This window comes from Asticcacaulis sp. P2_B1 (assembly GCF_056404915.1).
The window spans coordinates 1-19,111 of record NZ_JBFUDD010000017.1; the positions used below are offsets into that span (position 1 = coordinate 1).

The 19,111-nt window shown below is 59.7% G+C and carries 17 protein-coding genes; 7 read left to right on the plus strand and 10 right to left on the minus strand.

Going from position 1 to position 19,111, the window contains the following annotated elements; all coding sequences use genetic code 11:
* Positions 1 to 26: 26 nt before the first annotated feature.
* Both clpS and clpA read left to right on the plus strand, forming a co-directional pair.
* The gene (clpS, locus tag AC1DX3_RS22175; RefSeq protein ID WP_476991628.1) at positions 27 to 308 is read left to right on the plus strand and encodes an ATP-dependent Clp protease adapter ClpS; all 282 of its coding nucleotides are present in this window, start codon (positions 27 to 29) and stop codon (positions 306 to 308) included.
* A 100-nt stretch (positions 309 to 408) separates the two neighbouring features.
* The gene (gene clpA / locus AC1DX3_RS22180) at positions 409 to 2,727 is read left to right on the plus strand and encodes an ATP-dependent Clp protease ATP-binding subunit ClpA (protein WP_476991531.1); all 2,319 of its coding nucleotides are present in this window, start codon (positions 409 to 411) and stop codon (positions 2,725 to 2,727) included.
* Positions 2,728 to 2,931: 204 nt separating this feature from the next.
* On the opposite strand, the gene AC1DX3_RS22185 is transcribed toward clpA, so the two are convergent.
* From AC1DX3_RS22185 to AC1DX3_RS22205, 5 genes are all read right to left on the minus strand, one after another.
* Entirely contained in the window at positions 2,932 to 4,575 is a 1,644-nt protein-coding gene (locus tag AC1DX3_RS22185; protein WP_476991532.1) for a methyl-accepting chemotaxis protein, read from the minus strand.
* A 282-nt stretch (positions 4,576 to 4,857) separates the two neighbouring features.
* Positions 4,858 to 6,855, minus strand: a complete 1,998-nt coding sequence (locus tag AC1DX3_RS22190; protein WP_476991533.1) for an alpha/beta hydrolase family protein — start codon at positions 6,853 to 6,855, stop codon at positions 4,858 to 4,860.
* A 181-nt stretch (positions 6,856 to 7,036) separates the two neighbouring features.
* Positions 7,037 to 8,689, minus strand: coding sequence for a hypothetical protein (locus AC1DX3_RS22195; protein ID WP_476991534.1), 1,653 nt, complete (start codon positions 8,687 to 8,689; stop codon positions 7,037 to 7,039).
* Between the two features lie 703 nt (positions 8,690 to 9,392).
* Positions 9,393 to 10,211 carry a DUF6544 family protein gene (locus AC1DX3_RS22200; RefSeq protein ID WP_476991535.1) on the minus strand — a complete coding sequence of 273 codons (819 nt, stop codon included), beginning with the start codon at positions 10,209 to 10,211 and terminating at the stop codon, positions 9,393 to 9,395.
* Between the two features lie 17 nt (positions 10,212 to 10,228).
* A complete protein-coding gene (locus AC1DX3_RS22205) occupies positions 10,229 to 10,627 on the minus strand; it encodes a hypothetical protein (protein ID WP_476991536.1) in 399 nt (132 codons plus the stop codon).
* Between the two features lie 490 nt (positions 10,628 to 11,117).
* On the opposite strand from AC1DX3_RS22205, the gene AC1DX3_RS22210 reads away from it, so the two are divergent.
* Positions 11,118 to 12,119, plus strand: coding sequence for an LLM class flavin-dependent oxidoreductase (locus AC1DX3_RS22210; RefSeq protein WP_476991537.1), 1,002 nt, complete (start codon positions 11,118 to 11,120; stop codon positions 12,117 to 12,119).
* Here AC1DX3_RS22210 and AC1DX3_RS22215 read toward each other — a convergent pair.
* Both AC1DX3_RS22215 and AC1DX3_RS22220 read right to left on the minus strand, forming a co-directional pair.
* Positions 12,116 to 12,742: a histidine phosphatase family protein gene (locus AC1DX3_RS22215; protein ID WP_476991538.1), complete on the minus strand. Its 627-nt coding sequence runs from the start codon at positions 12,740 to 12,742 to the stop codon at positions 12,116 to 12,118. The genes AC1DX3_RS22210 and AC1DX3_RS22215 overlap by 4 nt on opposite strands.
* The gene (locus AC1DX3_RS22220) at positions 12,739 to 13,170 is read right to left on the minus strand and encodes an HIT family protein (RefSeq protein WP_476991539.1); all 432 of its coding nucleotides are present in this window, start codon (positions 13,168 to 13,170) and stop codon (positions 12,739 to 12,741) included. Before AC1DX3_RS22220 ends, AC1DX3_RS22215 begins: the two co-directional genes overlap by 4 nt.
* 87 nt (positions 13,171 to 13,257) lie before the next feature.
* Between AC1DX3_RS22220 and crcB the strand changes: the two genes are divergently transcribed.
* Genes crcB through AC1DX3_RS22240 form a run of 4 tightly spaced genes read left to right on the plus strand, consistent with a single transcriptional unit; the run spans position 13,258 to position 16,087 of the window.
* A complete protein-coding gene (crcB, locus tag AC1DX3_RS22225; RefSeq protein ID WP_476991540.1) occupies positions 13,258 to 13,650 on the plus strand; it encodes a fluoride efflux transporter CrcB in 393 nt (130 codons plus the stop codon).
* On the plus strand, positions 13,647 to 14,651 hold the full coding sequence (locus AC1DX3_RS22230; protein WP_476991541.1) for an RluA family pseudouridine synthase: 1,005 nt from the start codon (positions 13,647 to 13,649) through the stop codon (positions 14,649 to 14,651). The genes crcB and AC1DX3_RS22230 overlap by 4 nt, the downstream gene beginning before the upstream one ends.
* A gap of 2 nt (positions 14,652 to 14,653) precedes the next feature.
* A complete protein-coding gene (locus AC1DX3_RS22235) occupies positions 14,654 to 15,334 on the plus strand; it encodes an HAD-IA family hydrolase (protein WP_476991542.1) in 681 nt (226 codons plus the stop codon).
* A 6-nt stretch (positions 15,335 to 15,340) separates the two neighbouring features.
* The gene (locus AC1DX3_RS22240; protein WP_476991543.1) at positions 15,341 to 16,087 is read left to right on the plus strand and encodes an ATP12 family chaperone protein; all 747 of its coding nucleotides are present in this window, start codon (positions 15,341 to 15,343) and stop codon (positions 16,085 to 16,087) included.
* Here AC1DX3_RS22240 and AC1DX3_RS22245 read toward each other — a convergent pair.
* Genes AC1DX3_RS22245 through AC1DX3_RS22255 form a run of 3 tightly spaced genes read right to left on the minus strand, consistent with a single transcriptional unit; the run spans position 16,071 to position 19,046 of the window.
* Positions 16,071 to 16,421, minus strand: coding sequence for an Mpo1-like protein (locus tag AC1DX3_RS22245; RefSeq protein ID WP_476991544.1), 351 nt, complete (start codon positions 16,419 to 16,421; stop codon positions 16,071 to 16,073). The genes AC1DX3_RS22240 and AC1DX3_RS22245 overlap by 17 nt on opposite strands.
* A 30-nt stretch (positions 16,422 to 16,451) precedes the next feature.
* Entirely contained in the window at positions 16,452 to 17,591 is a 1,140-nt protein-coding gene (locus AC1DX3_RS22250) for a GNAT family N-acetyltransferase (protein ID WP_476991545.1), read from the minus strand.
* Positions 17,592 to 17,636: 45 nt separating this feature from the next.
* Entirely contained in the window at positions 17,637 to 19,046 is a 1,410-nt protein-coding gene (locus tag AC1DX3_RS22255; protein ID WP_476991546.1) for a M20/M25/M40 family metallo-hydrolase, read from the minus strand.
* Positions 19,047 to 19,111: the final 65 nt, after the last annotated feature.

Genomic DNA, 19,111 nt, shown 5'->3' on the forward strand with positions numbered 1-19,111 from the left:
GGACGCGCCCGGGTCAGTCGCCGGGCATCCTGATCGAGACCAAGCCCAAGCCGCAAAAGCCGTCCCTGTACCGCGTGCTGATTCTCAACGACGATTACACGCCGATGGAATTCGTCGTCTATGTCCTCGAGCGTTTTTTTAACAAATCGCGTGAAGACGCGACCCTGATCATGCTGCATGTGCACCAAACCGGGGTAGGGGTCTGCGGCGTATATACCTACGAAGTGGCGGAGACAAAGGTAGCCCAGGTCGTCGACATGGCCCGCCGTCACCAGCATCCGCTACAGTGTACGATGGAGAAAGACTGAGTTCACACGGGGTTCAGTTTGGCTATGGTAAATCATCCTAAACCTTTTAGGTTTTGAGTGGTTATGTTGAGTTCGAGTTTTGAGGGTTTAGGAGGCCGTCATGCCGTCTTTTTCAAGCGCTTTAGAAGAAACCCTTCACCGGGCCGTCGGTCATGCCAATGCGCATCACCACGAATATGCGACACTTGAACACCTCCTGCTGGCCCTCATCGATGATGTCGATGCCGCCGCCGTCATGAGCGCGTGCAATGTCGATCTTTCGAAGCTGCGCACGGCCCTGGACGCCTATATCGAGACCGATCTGAAGTCCCTGGTCGAGCCGCAGTCCGAAGAAGCCAAGCCCACTGCCGGCTTCCAACGCGTCATCCAGCGTGCCGTCATCCACGTCCAAAGCTCCGGCCGCGACGAGGTCACCGGCGCCAATGTCCTGGTCGCCATCTTCTCCGAACGCGAATCACACGCCGCCTTCTTCCTGCAGGAGCAGGAAATGACGCGCTACGACGCGGTCAACTATATCGCCCACGGCATCGCCAAGAAGCCCGGCGCCTCCGAAGCCCGCGTCGTTCGCGGCGCGACCGAAGACAATGCCTCGTCCTCCAGCGACGACAAGGCCAAGGCCGGCTCAACCGACGCCCTGGCGGCCTACTGTGTCGACCTGAACGAAAAGTCGCGTCACGGCAAGGTCGATCCCCTGATCGGCCGTTCCGCCGAGGTCGAGCGCTGCATCCAGATCCTGTGCCGCCGCACTAAGAACAACCCGCTGCTCGTCGGCGACCCCGGCGTCGGTAAAACCGCCATCGCCGAAGGCCTGGCCAAGAAGATCGTCGACGGCGACGTCCCCGAAGTCCTGGCCGGCGCGACCATCTATTCGCTCGACATGGGCACGCTGCTGGCCGGCACCCGTTATCGCGGCGATTTCGAAGAACGCGTCAAACAGGTCGTCAAGGAACTGGAAGCGCACCCCAACGCCGTCCTGTTCATCGATGAAATCCACACCGTCATCGGTGCCGGCGCCACATCCGGCGGCGCCATGGATGCGTCCAACCTGCTGAAGCCGGCCCTGGCTGCCGGTTCCCTACGCTGCATGGGCTCGACGACCTATAAGGAATATCGTCAGCACTTCGAAAAGGACCGCGCTCTCGTCCGCCGCTTCCAGAAGATCGACGTCAACGAGCCGACGCTCGACGATACCATCAAGATACTGAAAGGCCTCAAGCCCTACTATGAGACCTTCCACCATCTGAAATATACCGACGCCGCTATCAAGGCCGCGGTCGAGCTGTCGGCGCGCTACATCACCGACCGCAAGCTGCCGGACAAGGCGATCGACGTCATCGACGAGGCCGGCGCCCTGCAAATGGTATTGCCCGAGCACAAGCGCCGCAAGGTCATAGGTCCGAAGGAAATCGAATATGTGATTTCCAAGATTGCCCGTGTCCCGTCCCGCACCGTGTCGCGCGACGATACCCAATCGCTGCGTGACCTGAAGGTCGACCTCAACCGTGTCGTTTTCGGCCAGGACGAGGCGATCGAGCAGCTCTCCACCGCGATCAAGCTGTCGCGCGCCGGCCTGCGCGACCCGCAAAAGCCAATCGGCTGCTATCTGTTCTCCGGCCCGACCGGCGTGGGTAAAACCGAAGTCGCCAAGCAATTGGCCGCTACGCTCGGCATCGATCTGCTGCGTTTCGACATGTCGGAATATATGGAACGCCACACCGTGTCGCGTCTGATCGGCGCCCCTCCGGGCTATGTCGGTCACGACCAGGGCGGCCTGTTGACCGACGCCGTCGATCAGCAACCGCACGCGGTCGTCCTGCTCGACGAAATCGAAAAGGCGCACCAGGACATCTACAACATTCTGTTGCAGGTCATGGACCATGGTCAGTTGACGGACGCGGTCGGCAAGAAGGTCGACTTCCGCAATGTCATCCTGATCATGACCACCAATGCCGGCGCTTCGGACAACCAGAAGAACTCGATCGGTTTCGGCCGCGAAAAGGTCTCGGGCGAAGACGAAGCGGCGATCAAGCGTCTGTTCACACCGGAATTCCGCAACCGTCTCGACGCCATTGTCGGTTTCAAGCAACTGAAGCCGGAAGTCATTTCGCAGGTCGTGACCAAGTTCATCCTGCAATTGGAAATGCAACTGGCCGATCGTCACATCTCGATCGAGCTGACCGACGAAGCGACGGCCTGGTTGGCGGAAAACGGCTACGACGAACTGTATGGCGCGCGTCCTTTGGCGCGGGTCATCCAGGAAAACATCAAGAAGCCTCTGGCCGACGAAATCCTCTTCGGCAAGCTGGTCCGCGGCGGCCATATCCTGGTCAAGCTCGAGGACGGCAAGATCGCCTTCGACATCACGCCTTCGCAAAAGGGCGCGGACAAGTCAGGCGCCAAGGCTGAGGCTGTGGATTAAGGGAAGGCCAGGGGGCGTGCCCCCTGGACCCCATTAGTTTTCAGCGCATAAAAACGACCTATAATACTAAAAAACCTTCGGCCTTTTGGGCCGGAGGTTTATTAGTATTGCTGGCTGTTCTTTACCCCTGTGAGCTAACGGGGTGCAGGGGACCTGTCCCCTGCGTCTTCCCTTAATCCACAGCCGCATCCCACTGACTCCAGTTTAGCCGGCGCGGATCCGGTTGAGGAATTCGTCGACGGTTTCCGTCAGGCGGTCGGACTGGCTGCTCAGGTCTACGGCGGCATCCAGCACCTGACGCGCGGAACTGCCTGTTTGTTCGGCGCCACTCTGCACTGAAACCACATTGCGCGAGATCTCTTGCGTGCCGGTCGAGGTCAGGCGGACACTGCGCGCGATTTCGTTGGTCACCGATGCCTGCTCCTCGACCGCCGCCGCCACGGCCGACGTACTTTCGGTTACCTGATGAATGATCGTCAGAATATCCTGGACCGCTTTGACCGAGGCCTGGGTCGCGCCCTGCATCTCGCCGATTTGGCCGGTAATCTCACCAGTGGCCCGCGCGACCTGGTTGGCGAGGTTCTTGACCTCGGAGGCGACCACGGCAAAGCCGCGGCCGGCTTCGCCGGCGCGCGCCGACTCGATTGTGGCGTTGAGGGCCAGAAGATTGATCTGGCTGGCGATACTGGTGATGACGCCGATGATCTGCCCGACGCGCTCGGAGGCGTCCGACAAGGTGCCGATAACGCCGCGGGCAAAGTCGGCCTTGGCCGCCGCCTCGTTGGCAATTTGGGTCGAGCGCAGGGTCTGGTCGCCGATCTCGCGAATGGAGGAGGTCAGCTCCTCGGTCGCGCCGGCCATGTGCGTCGATGTCTCCGAGGCTTCGTTGGACACGATGACGATGCGCTCGGACCGGTGCTGCGTATCTTCGGCGATGCGGTTGACACTGTCGGCGCTCGATCGCATCGATGCGGCCGAATCCGCGACACGGGTCACCGCTGTGCGCATGGATCGCTCGAAAGCATCGGCAAGGCTGTGCAAGGCGGCGCGCTTTTCGAGTTCGGCACGCGCCTTTTCGGCCTGGCCGTCGGCGTGCAACGTATCGATTCTCAGCAAGTTGTCCTTGAACACGGTGACCGCGCCGGCGATCTCACCCATTTCGTCCTTGCGGCCGTCGAAGGGGATGGTGACCGACGTATCGCCCGCCGATAGTTTTCGCATGGCCGCCACCATGGCCGACAGCGGCCGGAAAAGCTGCATGACAGCGAATGCAGGCAAGGCCACGGCCAGGATCAGCAGAACGGCGATCGCCAGGTTGAGCATCAGGCTGAGCCGGCCCGCCTCCGCCTTGACTTGCGCCGACCAGGCCATAATCATGTCCGTGGCCTTGCTCTGGTCGTCCTCGAGGACGTCGAAAACGTGATTGAATTCCGGCAGCATGGCATCGGCTGTGGCGAAGTCGGGCGCCTGGCTGATTTTCTCGCTGAAGGCGGTATAGGCGGCGACCGACTGCTGGATGCGCAGGAACTGCTGGCGGATGTCCGCCGGAATTTCGGCCTTGATATTGTCTTCGGTGTCCTTGGTGAACTCCCCCGACATCCGGCGAACATCTTCACGCGATGCATCGAGAAGCGCCTGGTCATTCGTCTGCGTGGCCACGAGCGCGCTATAGACATTGCCACGAATGCCATCGTGTTTCATGTCGGCGTCCATGTGACGCTGGACTAGCTCGACGGCCGTTTTCTGCTGGTGGCTGACGTGGCCGGACTGGAAATTCAGCCATTCGGTGATGAGCGCCGTGCCGATGAGGGCAAGGCCAAGGCAGATGAATTTCGTTTTCAATTTCATGGCGGCCGACCTATTGTTGAGTTGCCGCGCGCGAGGCCGGAAGCGATGAAAGCCGGATCATGGAATTGTGCACGCGGATACCGAGGTTTTCGGAAACACAATCCCGCGTTTTGGTAAACAAAATGTACACACGGTGACATTGCAAAGAAAAAAGGCCGTGATCTGCTGAATGTTTCTTATTCTCCCAGTTTTGGGGTGCAGGCTAGGCGCCCCCGACTAGGCGCCCCCGGGAGACGCGTCCCTTGCATCTTCCCTCAATCCGCGGTTTCCGTCCTACGCGCCTTAAACGGGCGGAACATGCTTTTGTATGAAGGCAAGTGCGGCCTTCATCATCTCGACGCGTGTCGAACCGATCGTCTCCCAATGGTCCTGGCCCTTATAGGTAACGAATTCGACGTCCTTGCCGGTCCTCTTCAAAGCCTTTTCCATGTGCTGGCTTTGCTCGATCGGAACGACCGTATCGTCCATGCCGTGAAGCAGCAGAATGGGGCAGTAGGTGCGGGCTGCCTGACGAAAAGGCGATATATCCGAATATGATCCCGAATCGCCCATCAGCCGACGCCAATACAACTCGGCCGAACTATCCAGGCTTTCCGTCTGACGCCCGACGACATAGTCGATGAAGCTCTCTGGATCGGATATACCGGCGATGGCAACGGCGCAGGCATAGACGCCCGTATCCAGGGTCGCTCCGGCCAACGCGGCATATCCCCCGTAGGAGGCGCCCATAATGGCCGTGCGCTTCGGATCGATAATGCCTCGGGCGGCGAGATAGCGCACTCCGTCGCTGAGATCGGTTTGCATCTTCCGCCCGAATTCGCCGTGCGCCGCATCGACAAAAGCCTTGCCGTACCCGGTTGATCCGCGAAAGTTCGGTTGCAGCACGGCATATCCGCGCGAAGCCAGGCACTGGGCCTGCCAGTCGAAGTCGATATAGTCGCGCGCCTGAGGCCCGCCGTGCGGCAGCACGATCAGGGGCAGGTTTTTTGCCTCCGGCCGGTTGGGGGGCAGGGTGAGATAAGCGTGGATCGCCAGGCCGTCGCCCGCGGTATAGTCGATCGCCTGCTTCTCACTCACCCACTCGCCCGGGAGACCGACATAGCGGGTGGCGATCTGATGCACATTTCCGGCCGAAAAATCGGCGTAATAATAGGTACCGGCGTTCCCTTCGCCTTCTCCATAGATGATCATCTTCCTGGGATCGTCCGCGAAACCGGCAATGGAACACCTGGCATCCTCACCTATGGCGGTCGTGACAGCGCCTGAAAGGCTCTTAAGCAGCGCATCGTCATAGGCATATGTGAACCAGTCGTCGTGGTGCAGGAAGCCGGCCAGTCGCCCGGTTGTGGGATGAAAAAGCGGAGAACTCGACACGGAGCCGCTGGCGTCCAATGGGCCGCTCACCGCGCCGTCCGCGGAAATCTCGTGATATTCACCGGCCTGCGTGCCCCCGCCCAACTGAACGACGACGGACAGACCGTCGCGGCCGAGACCTCGCAAGGACGGCGTGTCGATGGCTTCCCGGCTCTCGAAAACAGGCTTGAAGACATTGCTGCCGCCCGGCTTGCCGACATTGTAAAACAACGACCAAAGCTTATGGGCCTCATCGAAGGTGGAATAGGCCACCACACGGCCTTCCGGCGTCAGGACGAAGTCCTCCGTCTGTTCCGGCATTTCGCACAAGGATTGGCCGGCGGTCTTGTCCGGGCTGAAGCGGTACAGGCAAAGAGGGTAGGCGTGGTCTTGATCTATTCGGTAGCTGGCCGCCGCGATGTAGTCATGGCCGTCGACCCTTATCCGCCGGACATCATCGGCGATGATGCTATAAAAGCCTGTCATATTGCTGAAAAGATTGGTGACCTTGCCGTTGTGGATATTGATCACGCTGGCCAGGTAAACCTCATGATTGCCTTTAAGACCTCCCTTTAAAGAGGTGGTCTGCGAATAGGACAGGACAAGATGGTCTTCGTCAGCCCACATCAGGCCGCGCGTTTTTCCTTTTCCGATCGCGATTCTGTGCAGGACGTTGTCGCGAACATCGAAAAATATCAAGGACTTGACATCGCCTGTGTCGGTCAGAAAGGCGACTTGTTCTCCCGACGGTGCCAGGGCGATGTCTCCGACGACGGGCGCGCCGGCAAACACATCCACAGCCGGCGGTTCCGTTCCTGCCCCGTCCGTTTCCTGCGCGAAACGACGGGCATGACCGGCGCTCGGCACACCGGCCAGGAGGGCCGCAGAAGCTGTCGCCAGCAAGGTGCGCCGGTTGGTCTCGCTCATGTTGCAAACCTTTTAATGATCGCGTAAAGGGGAGGGGCGTATATCGCTACCGGATGTCCGGCCTCCGCGCAATGCATCTGCCGGTCGCTGCATGTGGCCGCCGGGATCATCCGCGACCTTGATTACCCCGACCACCACACAAAGCGCCAAAAGCCGTCCCAGAGTTTTCATACTATCTTTTTCACGGCAGAGCGATACCGTGCCCTTGGCAATTGCTCTTGCCGAGCGGCAGATCGTGATCATTGATATGCAAGGCAAACCACTTAGGTTTCACCGCGGCAAAGGTCAGTTTGTCGAGATTTCCCCACTCTTCGCAAATTTCCCCCTTGGCGGTGGCGTGCCAGCGCTGACCGTCAAATTTGAACAGAGTCAGGTCGTGATAGCGGGCCGCATTGATATTTGAGGAAAAGGCCGGGGGGACAGCCAGGATTTCCGGCTGCCCATCGTGATCCAAATCCATCAGGACGACCCGGCAGGGGCCTTCCGGTGGGGAGGTCGGGCAGTGCGGCATGTTGGCCTGATACGGTGCAACATTGGGTGGTGGGTAGGGGGCTGATTCTGCCTTCGTCCAGGTAAAATGGCTCCCGGATAGCCGATCCGGCGCGAAGTTCCCGGACTCTATGGCTTTGATAAAATTGGCGGGTACCCGACCTCCAACGGGAAAGAGTACGCGGGCCTGTGCGACCTTCCCGGGCTCCGGTTTTTGCAAGGCAAAATCTGCCGCCATTGCGTTGCCCCACGGTAACAAACCGCACCGGCCCGTTTCCAGCACGAGGCGATGACCGCCGATCATGATGTCGTCAAAGTGCTGGGGCCGCAGGTCGAATTTTCCAGCGATCAGGTCCTGTTCATCTTCCAGGCAGGCCGAACCGTCGGCGACTGGCGTCCAGCCATCGCCCCCGCGAGCAAAGACGTGCACGCGCACCCATTGTATGAACAAGGCTTCCGACTGACCGTCGCCATTGGCGTCGCGCAGCTTGATCTTGCACTGGGCTTCACGGTGGTGGCAGGGACCGATGTCGAAACGGATATCGTCCATCAGGTCAGGCGGAACGGCTTGCCCAGGCAACAGTTCAACAGGCATGGACTTGCCATCGGGTTCGGGCATGCTCGAAAACACTGTCTCCTGCTCGATTGTCTGGTCAATGCCCGGTCCCCAAGTCTGTCCGGCGCCGAAATAATACCTCCGCACACTCGCGGCCGCGACCCTGATGTCGTCCCGCGCACCTGGCCGTTCCAGGGCTTTCAGCGCGTCCATGCCGTAATGGCCAGAACGTAGTTTCAAATATCCCCAGTCGAAAGCCCGAAGCGTCGTATGTCCGCTCCGCAGCCGCCAAACCTGCTGCGCGACGGATAACTGAACCGGATTAACCGCCGGAAACCACCATGTCGCCACACCTGCAATCGCCAAGACCGCCAATACCGCCATCGCTCGCGTGTTATTCCGTCCTTTGACAAACAGGATGTCGAGCGTCGCCAACATGATCACCAGTGATGCAAAGCCGATCGCCATGCGATCGATACGCAACCCCAGCAGGACCATTTCCCAGCCGTAAAAGGCAATCAATGCAAAGGCGGCCACGCCCGTCAGGACGGCCAGCCACTCTGTCAGGATCGCCAATGACCTGTGGTACTGCATTTCCAGCAGCCCAAGCACGGCCATGGCACAGCCGGCCAACAGCCAAAGAGCGTAGCGATTGTGATCGTAGAAATAGGTGAGGGCCAAGACGCTGTCGGGTACCGGCGTCAGGGCGTATAACGCGTTTAAGCGAAAGGCGGCCACGGCCACGGTCAGAACGGCCAACAAGCTCAGCAGTCGTGTCGCCAGTTTCATCGCTTCCCCCGTTGGACGAGCATAACAGGTGAGGGTACATTGTGCAGCTGGTTATTTGTCGCTTTACGTTCCAATAGGCTGTCGGCTGTCTTAATAGACGATAACGTCACTACCGTTAGCCAAGCGGGGGTAAATCGACGGACGTACGCGGTATCAGCTATCTATAAAATCGTCTAATTTTGTAATCTCTTGTTTCGCTTTGAGGTTTGTGCAGATATTTTTGTATAAAATCTCTATGAGATAAATCTTGGCCAACAACGTATCTACGTGCAGTTTACGGCCTAGACGGCAGAGAATTGCATAAATATTGCTCGACCGTAAGCTCTGTGGCAGCGCCCTAAAAGGTCCTCATCGAGCGATATAGCCCACAACAAGTCATAAGCTTGGTCGTCTAAATGGGTGGAAATGGGTGGAAATGCCGGAACAAGGCATAACCCTGGTCGTCTAAATGGGTGGAAATGGGTGGAAATACCGGAACAAGGCCACAATAAAGGTGGTCAAACTTCGCGCACGTCCGGGTCAACAGAGTCGATTTGCCGCATTCCGGGCCATTTTCATCGCCCAAAACCCTACGCTAAGACCTGCAAAACGCTCCCCGGCGCCGTTCCCACAGCCATCGCGCCGCTGCGATAGCCCTCATAACAGGTTCCAGGGAAAGGGAAGGGGAGCATGGAGCCCTTTTGACGCCCGCCGGGAAACCTGTCTATCCGCCTGTCGACCAATCCGTAACCCGGCCCCGCCAATAGATGAACCGCTTGCCATCTCTGACCCAGTAGACCTCGCCCTGCATGGGGATGGTTCGGCCATCGCGCACCTGATAGTCCCAAAAACGCCCGCCCCAGGGCCGATCGACAATGACCTTGCCTTCCTGAGCCGGGCGGGCGGCGGTATCCATGCTCTCGACCAAACCGTCCGCGCCCAAATGGAGAGTGATCTCGGCACGGTCAGGCCCCGTGCCATTCCCAATGACAAAGGTTTTTTCATCCACCACACGCCAATCGATCTCTCGATTCATCAAGATCGCGTCGGGCGCCCAGGCGAGTTCGGCCAGGTAGCGCATCAGTTCGCCCCGCGTCACGGCCTTGGAGCCGGCGCTGCGCACGACTTGAATGACGCCTCCAACGCGCACCTCAAGCCCGGCCTTTTCCCCGACATGATAGTCAACGACCGTCATGCACTCAAAAGGCTCAAACGTGGCGCGCCATATGAAGTCAGGCGCGCTGAGCGATAGGCTCTGCCGCGCGGTGAAGACCATTGGCTTTTTGCCCGGCGCGCTCCACATTTCGCCGGCTTGCCGGATGGTGACGAAATTGGATTTGCTGTCTGCGCGCGCACCCAACCGGGCGGCCAGGGCCAGGACTTCGGGTGGCAGGCCGTCGCGGGGGAGCGGTTGTGTCCTTAGCGCCTCAAGCTCCCGTTCCATGGCGTCGATCGAGGCAAGGAAGCGGCTACGCGCAGACAGGCCCCAACCGAAAAGCAAAGCCGCGCCGAATCCGGCGATGGTCAACAGGGCCTTCATCATCAAAAATCCTTGCGCTTCTATCGCGGGGCAAAGCCCCACTTGAAAGCCGTATAAAGAACGCCGCCTAAAAACAGGCTGCCGAAAATCAGCTTTGTATGCCCCGCCAGCCATGCCGGCAGGTAGATGTCGAAATTGCTGCGTGGATCGGACGTTAACCGGCGCACCAGGGCGACAATCGGGCACTGTCCGCCATTCAGACCAAGGACGATCACTTCAAAGCAAACCACGCCGATCAAGATCAGGGCATGATGGGTGTCTCCGCGCCAGGCAAAAGCCCATATGCCGAATATACAAGCCACGAAGACGACCCAAATAAGGGTGTGAATAGCCTTGATCGTAACCAGCAGGGCCGATGAAAAGTGGCCTCGCTTGCCGGCCAATGCCTCTTCGACGCTTTTGGTGAAGGACCGGATCACGCGGATGCGACAATGTCACAAGCCGATAGGGCGCTCGCGGCACCCAGGACGATGACCTGGCGTCGGGCTGGCATGAATTGGCTTTCTGGAAATCGCGGACAAACGGAAAAGTCGTCTCGTATGCTCCCAATACCTATGACACATGGGCATAAGGGAGATATGTGAATCGTCGGCAGGAGGCGTCTGTCGGAAAGATATTATCTGGCCGTATCATTGAGCGTTGTTAGCCTTGAAATTCAGTCGGAAATTCGGGGGGCCACCGACCACTCGCAAATCGTCGTCGTTCATCTGCCGGCCGTGGCCATAAAAGTGGTAATATAATACTTTTTTGAACACGCATTCGCGAGCCAAAAAGCTGAACTTTTTCAATGAAAGTCCTCACGAATGCGTAGCCTGGTCTACTCATTCGTTGCAACGCACCCTTAAATCCCGCCGGCGGACCCTGTTAATCGTAACCTCAGCTCTTACATAAGCGAGAGTGAGGTTCCCCATGATCCCCTTTTCCATCCTCGACCTGTCGCAGATATCCGAAGGTTTTACCGTCTCGGACGCCCTGGCCAATACGCTGAGCTTGGCCCAACGCGCCGAGAACGCTGGTTACCACCGCTTCTGGCTGGCCGAACACCATGGCATGCCGGGCATAGCCTCGGCCGCGACCGCCGTCGTCATCGCCCATGTCGGCGCTGGCACCAGGACCATCCGCATCGGCTCGGGCGGCATCATGTTGCCCAACCATTCACCCCTGGTCGTCGCCGAACAGTTCGGCACCTTGGAAGCCCTCTATCCCGGCCGCATCGATCTCGGCCTTGGCCGCGCGCCCGGCACCGACATGATGACGGCCCGGGCCCTGCGCCGCAATATGGATGCCGGCGTCGACAGTTTCCCCAATGATATCCTTGAATTACAGGCCCTGATGGACACGCCCGGGGAAGGCCAGCGCATCCTGGCCGTGCCAGGTATGAACAGCCATGTCCCCATCTGGCTACTGGGTTCCAGCATGTACAGCGCGCAACTGGCGGCGCAACTGGGACTGCCCTATGCCTTCGCCTCGCATTTCGCGCCGGACCTGCTGATGGATGCCATCGCCCTATATCGCGCCCGTTTCCAACCCTCGGAAGCCTATGCCAAACCCCATGTCATGGTGGGCGTCATGGGCGTAGCGGCCGATACCGATGCCGAAGCCGCCTACCTCTATACCTCGATGCAACAGGCCTTCGCCAACCTGCGCCGCAATGTCCGCACGCCGTTCCCCAAGCCCGATCCGGACAAGGTGGCATCTTTCCTGCCGGAAGAATTGGCCCAGCTCAATCATATGCTGACCTATGCCGTGGTCGGCGGCCCCGACACCATCGCCCGCAAACTGGGCTTTTTCCTCGAACAGACCGGGGCCGACGAACTGATCATCTCCATGCCGATCCACGATATCGCGGCGCGGCTGCATAGCGTCGACCTGTTCGCCGGCGTCCGCGATCACATGAAAAAGGCGGCTTAGATCCGTCCCATGGTCGTCTGGGCGTTATAGATTTGCTGGATCGGCGCGTTGTCGGGATCAAGCGCAACCATGCGCCATTTCGTCCCGTCCTCCTCGAAACGCACCGGCGCCGCATTGGGGCTGGAATACATGTCGTCGAGGAATTTGCGTGACACGGCGCGGAACGGAATGCCGTGAAAAACGAACAAACACGTGTCTGTCGACCGGTGCGCATTGACGCAGGTATAGACACGCTCGATGACCTCGCCCAGGGGCTCGGCATTGTCGGGATAGTGCTTGCCGTCGAGATCGGCCTTAGGGTTCATAAACCCGCGCATTTCCTTGCGGTGCTTGTGAACCTCATCGATCGTCATGCCTTCGAACAGGCCGAAATTGCGCTCGATGAGACGGTCGTCGATGACCGGTTCCAGGCCCATAACCTCGCCGACAATCCCGGCTGTTTCCATGGCGCGCGACAACGGACTGGTGATGATTTTCGTCAGGCCGTGACCGGTCAACAGACCCGCCGCATGCCGCGCTTGTTCGCGGCCGGTGTCGTTGAGCGGGATATCGGTCGAGCCTTGCAAACGCATCTGCAGGTTCCAGTCGGTCTGGCCGTGACGCAGGACGTAGAAAACACTCACAACTTCGCCTTGATCTTGTCCGCGGTCGCCAAAAGCTCAGTCATGTCGGCCATCTTGCCGGCGGAGTGACGCGTCGGCGCGATATCGTCCCACACCGGCAGGATATGGAAATGGATATGGAACACGGTTTGGCCGGCGGCTTCGCCGTTGAACTGCATCAGCCGTAGGCCGTCGGGTTCCAGCGCGTCGCGCACCGCCCGGGCAATGCGCTGGGTTTGAAGGATCAAGTTGCTGAGATCGTCCGCTGCGATGTCATAGAGGTTACAGGCATTGACCTTGGGGATGACCAGGGTATGTCCGGGGGACTGCGGAAAGGCGTCCATAAAGCTCAATACACGGTCGTCTTCATAGATCTTTGCCGCGGGAATGGCGCCGGCCAGGATTTTGGCGAAGATGTTGGCGGGGTCGTATGGGACGGTCAGGCTCATGGAATCGCGCTTTTTCCGGTCGTTTTTGCAGGTTTTGCGACCTTAAAGGACTATGACAGCGAGGCCAAGAGGGGTAAGACCGGCGCCATGATCAATATTCTTCTCGTCATGCTGGGCGGCGCCGTGGGATCCGTGGCGCGCTACGGTCTGGGCAATGGGGCGCGTGCCCTGTGGCCGGCCTCGGAATGGCCGATCGGCACCTTTATCGCCAATGTTGCCGGCGGTGTTCTGATGGGCATATTGATGGGACTATTGCTTGGGCCGCTCAAGGGCACGTTTGATACCGAAAAGGCGCGTCTGCTGCTGGGTGTCGGTGTCCTTGGCGGTTTCACCACCTTTTCCAGCTTTTCGCTCGAAACGGTTTTTATGCTGGAACGCCGTCACTACGCCATGGCCCTGGGCTATGCCGTCTTGTCGGTTATTCTGGCGGTCGGCGGCGTCGCGCTCGGCCTGTTTCTGATCCGAAAGATTGCGGTATGAGCCACGAAGTCAAAACCCTCTATATCACCGAAGGCGAGGACGGTATCCGGGTCGATCGCTTCTTCAAACGCCGCTGGCCGCACCTCAACCACGTGCAACTGAACAAGCTGCTGCGTTCCGGCCAGGTTCGCGTCGATGGCGGCCGCGTCAAGGCCGATACCCGCTTGGTCGCCGGCTCGACCATCCGCGTCCCGCCCTTGCCCGACGCGCCCGATGTCGACCAGCAAAAGCGCGAACGCGCCATGCTGAGCCCGCAGGAAATCCGCTTCGCCAAGTCGATGGTGCTGTATGAGGACGAGGACGTCATCGCCCTCAACAAGCCGTCCGGCCTGGCCGTCCAGGGCGGCACCAAGACCAAGAACCACGTCGATCGTCTGCTGTCAGCGTGGGGTGAGGGCCTGGAACGCCCGCGCCTGGTCCACCGTCTCGACCGCGATACGTCGGGCGTGTTGTTGCTGGGCAAGAGCCCTTCGGCCGCCGCGCGCCTTTCGGGCGCCTTTGCCAAGCGCCGTGCGCAGAAGACCTATTGGGCCCTGGTGGCCGGCAATCCCAAGCCGGAAGAGGGCTATATCGATACGCCCTTGATCAAGAAGGGCTTCCACGACCGCGAAATCGTCCAGCCGGCCGAGCCTAACGAACCGGGCGCCGAGGCCGCCGAGACAGAGTATGTCACCATTTCGCGCGCCGGTCCGCGGGTGTCGTGGATGGCGCTACGGCCGCACACCGGCCGTACGCACCAACTGCGCGCCCACATGCAGGCCATCGGTCATGCCATCTTAGGTGACCCGAAATACGGTGATGAAGCCAGCGCATCGCTGTCGTCGGGCCTTGGTTTGCAATTGCATCACCGCCGTATCGAACTGCCGCATCCCACTCAGGGCACGCTGATCGTCGAGGCGCCTTTGGATCCGGTGATCAAGGCCGGTTTTGAACGTTTCGGCTTCGATGAGCACGAGGCCGAGGCCGATCCGTTTGCCAATATGAAGAAGAAAAAGCGTTGACCTTGAAACTCGCAGTTTGGGACGTCGACGGCACCTTGGTCGACAGCCGTGCCAGCATTTTTAGAGCCGCCGTTGAGTCGGCTAATGCCATAGGCGTCTCACCACCGACCTATGATCAGGTCCGCGCCATTGTCGGCGTATCGCTGTTCGACGCCCTGGCCATGATGCGGCCCGACCTCGATAATGAAACCATCGCCGCCTATACCCACGAATTCAAGGCGGCTTTCTTGCGTTTCCATGAAGATCCCGATTTTCGTGAATCCTTATATCTCGGTGCCACCGAATGCCTTCGCGCCCTCAAAGCCGACGGCTGGTTGCTCGGCATGGCGACGGGGCAATCGCGCCGCGGCGTCAATCGCTGCCTGGACGTCTATGGCTGGAGCGACCTGTTCGACGTTACCTTCTGCGCCGACGACGGCCCGTCCAAGCCGCATCCGCACATGCTGCATCTCAATCTCGAGGGCTTAAGCGTAGCCAAACATCAAGCGGTGATGATCGGCGATACCAGCCACGATATGCGTATGGCCAAGGAGGCCAAGGTCCATGCCATCGGCGTGTCCTGGGGCTTCCACATGGTCGAGGAATTGCAGGCGGCCGGTGCCGAGATTATCGTCAACGATTTCACCGAATTACGCGCGCAGCTCGACAAGTTTGCTGCCTGGCCACAAACCTTAAACGCTTGATATCTCATGACCTATAAAGCCGAAGCGCCGACCAAAAAATCCGATCAGTTGGGTTTCCGCCCTAAGCGTTTCTGGAAGGCCGCCGCTGTTGTACCAAGCGCCGGCGGCTTTGCCGTCGCGCTGGACGGACGCACCGTCAAGACACCCAGTGGCGCTGAACTAATCCTGCCCAATGCCGTCCTGGCCGGCCTCGTGGAAGCCGAATGGGCCGCGGTGGGCGACCATGTCGATTACGAACACATGCCGCTGACGCGCTTCGGTTTTGCCAGTGTTGATCGCATGGGCGAGGTGCTGGACGCGACCCTTGCCGAGGTCCTGCGTTATGCCGAAACCGATCTCGTATGCTATCCTTCCGAATACCCTGAGGCCCTGATTGCACGCGAGAACCATGCATGGCTGCCTTTGCTGGCTTGGGCTGAAACGGCGCTGGGCTTGCGCTTTGTGCAAAATCGTACCCTAATCCACGCGCCGCAACCGCCGGAGACAGTTGCGCGTCTGCGTGACCTGGTGCCGGCCATGAGCCAATATCAACAAGCGGGATTGATGGCCGCCATTCCCTTGTTCGGCTCGGTGGTGCTGGCCCTGGCCTTGCTGAACGGCCGATTGTCCGGTGACGAGGCCTACGATGCGTCACGCATCGGCGAGGACTTTCAGGCGGAGACCTGGGGCCGTGACGAAGAGGCGGCCAAGCGCGCCGGCAGTCACCGAATCCTTGCGGTCAGCCTTGACCAGTGGTTCAGGGCGCTGGCTTGATCGCCAACTGTTCGGCCGCCAGGGCACGCCGTTTCGCCAGTTGGCCGGTCAGCCACAGGAAGAACATGTGATAATCGCCGGCGAACGACCACAGCGGATATTTGAAGGTCGCCGGCCGATTATGTTCGACAAAGAAATGGCCGATCCAGGCACAGCCATAGCCGGCGACCAGCCCAGCCAGGATCCATAACGGATTGAGCGTCATCACGGTGATGACCAACGCCGCGATGCCGAACGTGCTGCCGAGATAGTGGATAGCGCGTGTCGCCGGCAAGCTGTGTTCGCTCAGGTAAAAATCGAAAAAGGCGGAATAGGTTTTATAACGTTCGGCCATGGCGCGTTTCCTTTAACCCATCCTACCACGTCACGTACCCTTCTTGAAGGGAGAGGCTTCTTCCTCCAGAGCCTGCATATGCTCGATCACGGCCTCGCGCTCGCGTTCCAGGAAGGATTCGACCGGTGCCCGCAGCCTGCGATCGCGGATATAGTGGGCGCTGTAGACCGGGTTGGGCAGATAGCCACGCGACAATTTGTGCTCACCCTGGGTGCCGGCCTCGACGCGCTTTAGACCGTGGGCAATGGCATAGTCGATGGCCTGATAATAACAGACCTCGAAATGAAGGAACGGCACGTCGATCAGAGTGCCCCATTGCCGGCCATAGAGCGTTTCGTTGCCGACGAAATTGATGGCGCCGGCGACCGCCTGGTCTCCGTCATAGGCAAAGATCAGCACGATACGGTCGCGCATGGTCTGGGCAACGCGTGAAAAGAAGGCGCGCGTCAGATAGGGGGCGCCCCATTTGCGGTCATAGGTCGACTCGATAAAGGCGTAGATCTGGTCGAGATGTTCCTCTGTGATGTCGGCGCCGGTAATGGCGCGCAGATCCAGTGCCGCCTGGACGTCGCGGCGTTCGCGGCGAATGACCTTGCGGCGGTTGGACGACAGCTGTGCCAGGAAGTCGTCAAACGTGGCGTAATCGGCATTGTCCCACCAAAACTGCTGGTCCTGGCGCAGCAACAGTCCCATCTCGCCCATGGTCAGCCACTCGTCTTCGAGCGGGAAAGTGACATGCAGGGAAGACAGCTTGTTGCTTTCGCAGAGTTTGACGGCGGCTTCGACCAGGGCGCGGCGGACATCTGGATCGGGTGACAATAGCCGTGGGCCGGTCACCGGCGTAAACGGCACGGCCGCCTGGAGCTTGGGATAATAGTCGCCGCCGGCCTGTTCGTAGGCGCGCGCCCACGACTGATCGAAGACATATTCGCCCATCGAATGGTATTTGACATAGAGCGGCATGGCTCCGACGACTGTATCGCCGTCGCTCAGGGTTAGATGGGTCGGCTGCCAGCCACTGGCGCGATCGACGCACGCCGTGGCTTCCAGAGCCTCGAGATAGGCATAGGAAGTGAAGGGGTTATCGTCCGGGCATAGGTCGTCCCACACGGCCTGGCCGATGTCCTGGATCGAATTATGCAGTTTCAGCGTCAGGGCAGGGGAGGTCATGTCGCTTGCATATGGTAGGTCGGCCGGAAAGCCACAAGATTATTTCTAGTCGGCGTAGAGCTTGATCAGTTGATAGGTGAATTTGCGCCCGTCCATCAGGGACTGGACGCGTACACGTTCGTTCAAGCCGTGGATATTGCCTTCATCGGGATCGACGAAAATGCCAGAAAAGCCATAGGTCGGAATGCCGGCAGCCGTGGTGTAGATGGCGTCGGACGCCCCGGTAACCATGACCGGAAGGACCGGTGTGCCGGGATAGAGTTTGGCGGAGACCTGCTCGATCGGGCTTAAAATGTCGGGTCCAAGCGCCGGCGACGGCGTGGCCGGGCTGAGGTCGCCATAGGTTTCCACGCTCACCTTGGGGTCGCCGATGGCATTGCTCAGCGCCATGCGCACATCCTCGATCGGCGTGCCCGGGAAGATGCGGCAATTGATATTGGTCTTGACGGTCTGCGGCAGGGCATTGGGCGCATGGCCGCCATTGATCAGGGTGGCGACACAGGTCGTTCGCAGGATCGAATGATAGTACTTGTCCTTGGACAGCACGGCATTGGCCGCGGCATCGGTCGGATCCTTGACGATGGCCGTCATGGCCGCACCGATATCCCCGCCCTTGATCGCCGCCATACGCGTGAAATAGGCGCGGGTGGCGTCGTTCAGCATGACGGGGAATTCGTAGGCCTGGACCTTCTTCAGGGCGTCGGCCATCTCATAAATGGCGTTGTCGGGTACCGGCTGGGAGGAATGGCCGCCGGGATTGGTCGTGGTCACGGTGAAGTCCTGATAGACCTTCTGGCCGGCCTCGACGCTCATCGATACCCGCTTGCCGTTTTCGTCGAGGTCGCCATCGGCACCTTCATTAATGGCGAAGGCCGCGTCGATCCAATCCTTGTGGTTTTGCCCCAGCCATTCGGCGCCGTTAAAAGAGCCGGTGGTTTCCTCGCCGCAGGTCAGGGCCAGCTTGATATCGCGCTTGGGCTTGTAACCCTCCTGCTTGTAGCGGATCAAAAGGTCAGTGAAGATGGCCGCCTGGGCCTTGTCGTCCGATGTGCCGCGGCCGTAGAAATAGCCACCTTCCTCGACCAGGGTGAAGGGATCACGCGTCCAGTCCTCGCGCTTGGCCTCGACGACATCGAGGTGCGCCAGAAGCAGGATGGCTTTTTGCTTGGAACCGGTGCCATGCAGCACGGCAACCAGGCCGCCATCCTTCGGATGTTCCGGTGTCGAAAACAGGTGGATGTCGTCGTCGCTATAGCCGGCGGCCTTGAGGCGTGTCGCCATCTTGGTCGCCGCTTCGGTGCAACTGCCGACCGATAGTGAGGTATTGGTTTCGACAAGTTCCTTATAGAGGTCGCGGAAGGCCGGTTCGCCATCACCGGAATGGTCGGCGGCTATCGCAGGCGCAGCGAGGCAGGTCGAGGACAGCAGGGCGAACAGTGTGGATTTCAGGCGCATGGTCGAGTCCTGGCGGCGAGGGAGAGTCGATGGACGCTAACACCGCTTGCGGCGCTGCACAATCG

Excerpts from the sequence above, each read along its gene's own strand:
- clpA (WP_476991531.1), top strand. The coding sequence starts at position 409 with ATGCCGTCTTTTTCAAGCGCTTTAGAAGAAACCCTTCACCGGGCCGTC.
- AC1DX3_RS22185 (WP_476991532.1), bottom strand. The coding sequence starts at position 4,575 with ATGAAATTGAAAACGAAATTCATCTGCCTTGGCCTTGCCCTCATCGGC.
- AC1DX3_RS22190 (WP_476991533.1), bottom strand. The coding sequence starts at position 6,855 with ATGAGCGAGACCAACCGGCGCACCTTGCTGGCGACAGCTTCTGCGGCC.
- AC1DX3_RS22195 (WP_476991534.1), bottom strand. The coding sequence starts at position 8,689 with ATGAAACTGGCGACACGACTGCTGAGCTTGTTGGCCGTTCTGACCGTG.
- AC1DX3_RS22200 (WP_476991535.1), bottom strand. The coding sequence starts at position 10,211 with ATGATGAAGGCCCTGTTGACCATCGCCGGATTCGGCGCGGCTTTGCTT.
- AC1DX3_RS22210 (WP_476991537.1), top strand. The coding sequence starts at position 11,118 with ATGATCCCCTTTTCCATCCTCGACCTGTCGCAGATATCCGAAGGTTTT.
- AC1DX3_RS22220 (WP_476991539.1), bottom strand. The coding sequence starts at position 13,170 with ATGAGCCTGACCGTCCCATACGACCCCGCCAACATCTTCGCCAAAATC.
- crcB (WP_476991540.1), top strand. The coding sequence starts at position 13,258 with ATGATCAATATTCTTCTCGTCATGCTGGGCGGCGCCGTGGGATCCGTG.
- AC1DX3_RS22230 (WP_476991541.1), top strand. The coding sequence starts at position 13,647 with ATGAGCCACGAAGTCAAAACCCTCTATATCACCGAAGGCGAGGACGGT.
- AC1DX3_RS22240 (WP_476991543.1), top strand. The coding sequence starts at position 15,341 with ATGACCTATAAAGCCGAAGCGCCGACCAAAAAATCCGATCAGTTGGGT.
- AC1DX3_RS22245 (WP_476991544.1), bottom strand. The coding sequence starts at position 16,421 with ATGGCCGAACGTTATAAAACCTATTCCGCCTTTTTCGATTTTTACCTG.
- AC1DX3_RS22250 (WP_476991545.1), bottom strand. The coding sequence starts at position 17,591 with ATGACCTCCCCTGCCCTGACGCTGAAACTGCATAATTCGATCCAGGAC.
- AC1DX3_RS22255 (WP_476991546.1), bottom strand. The coding sequence starts at position 19,046 with ATGCGCCTGAAATCCACACTGTTCGCCCTGCTGTCCTCGACCTGCCTC.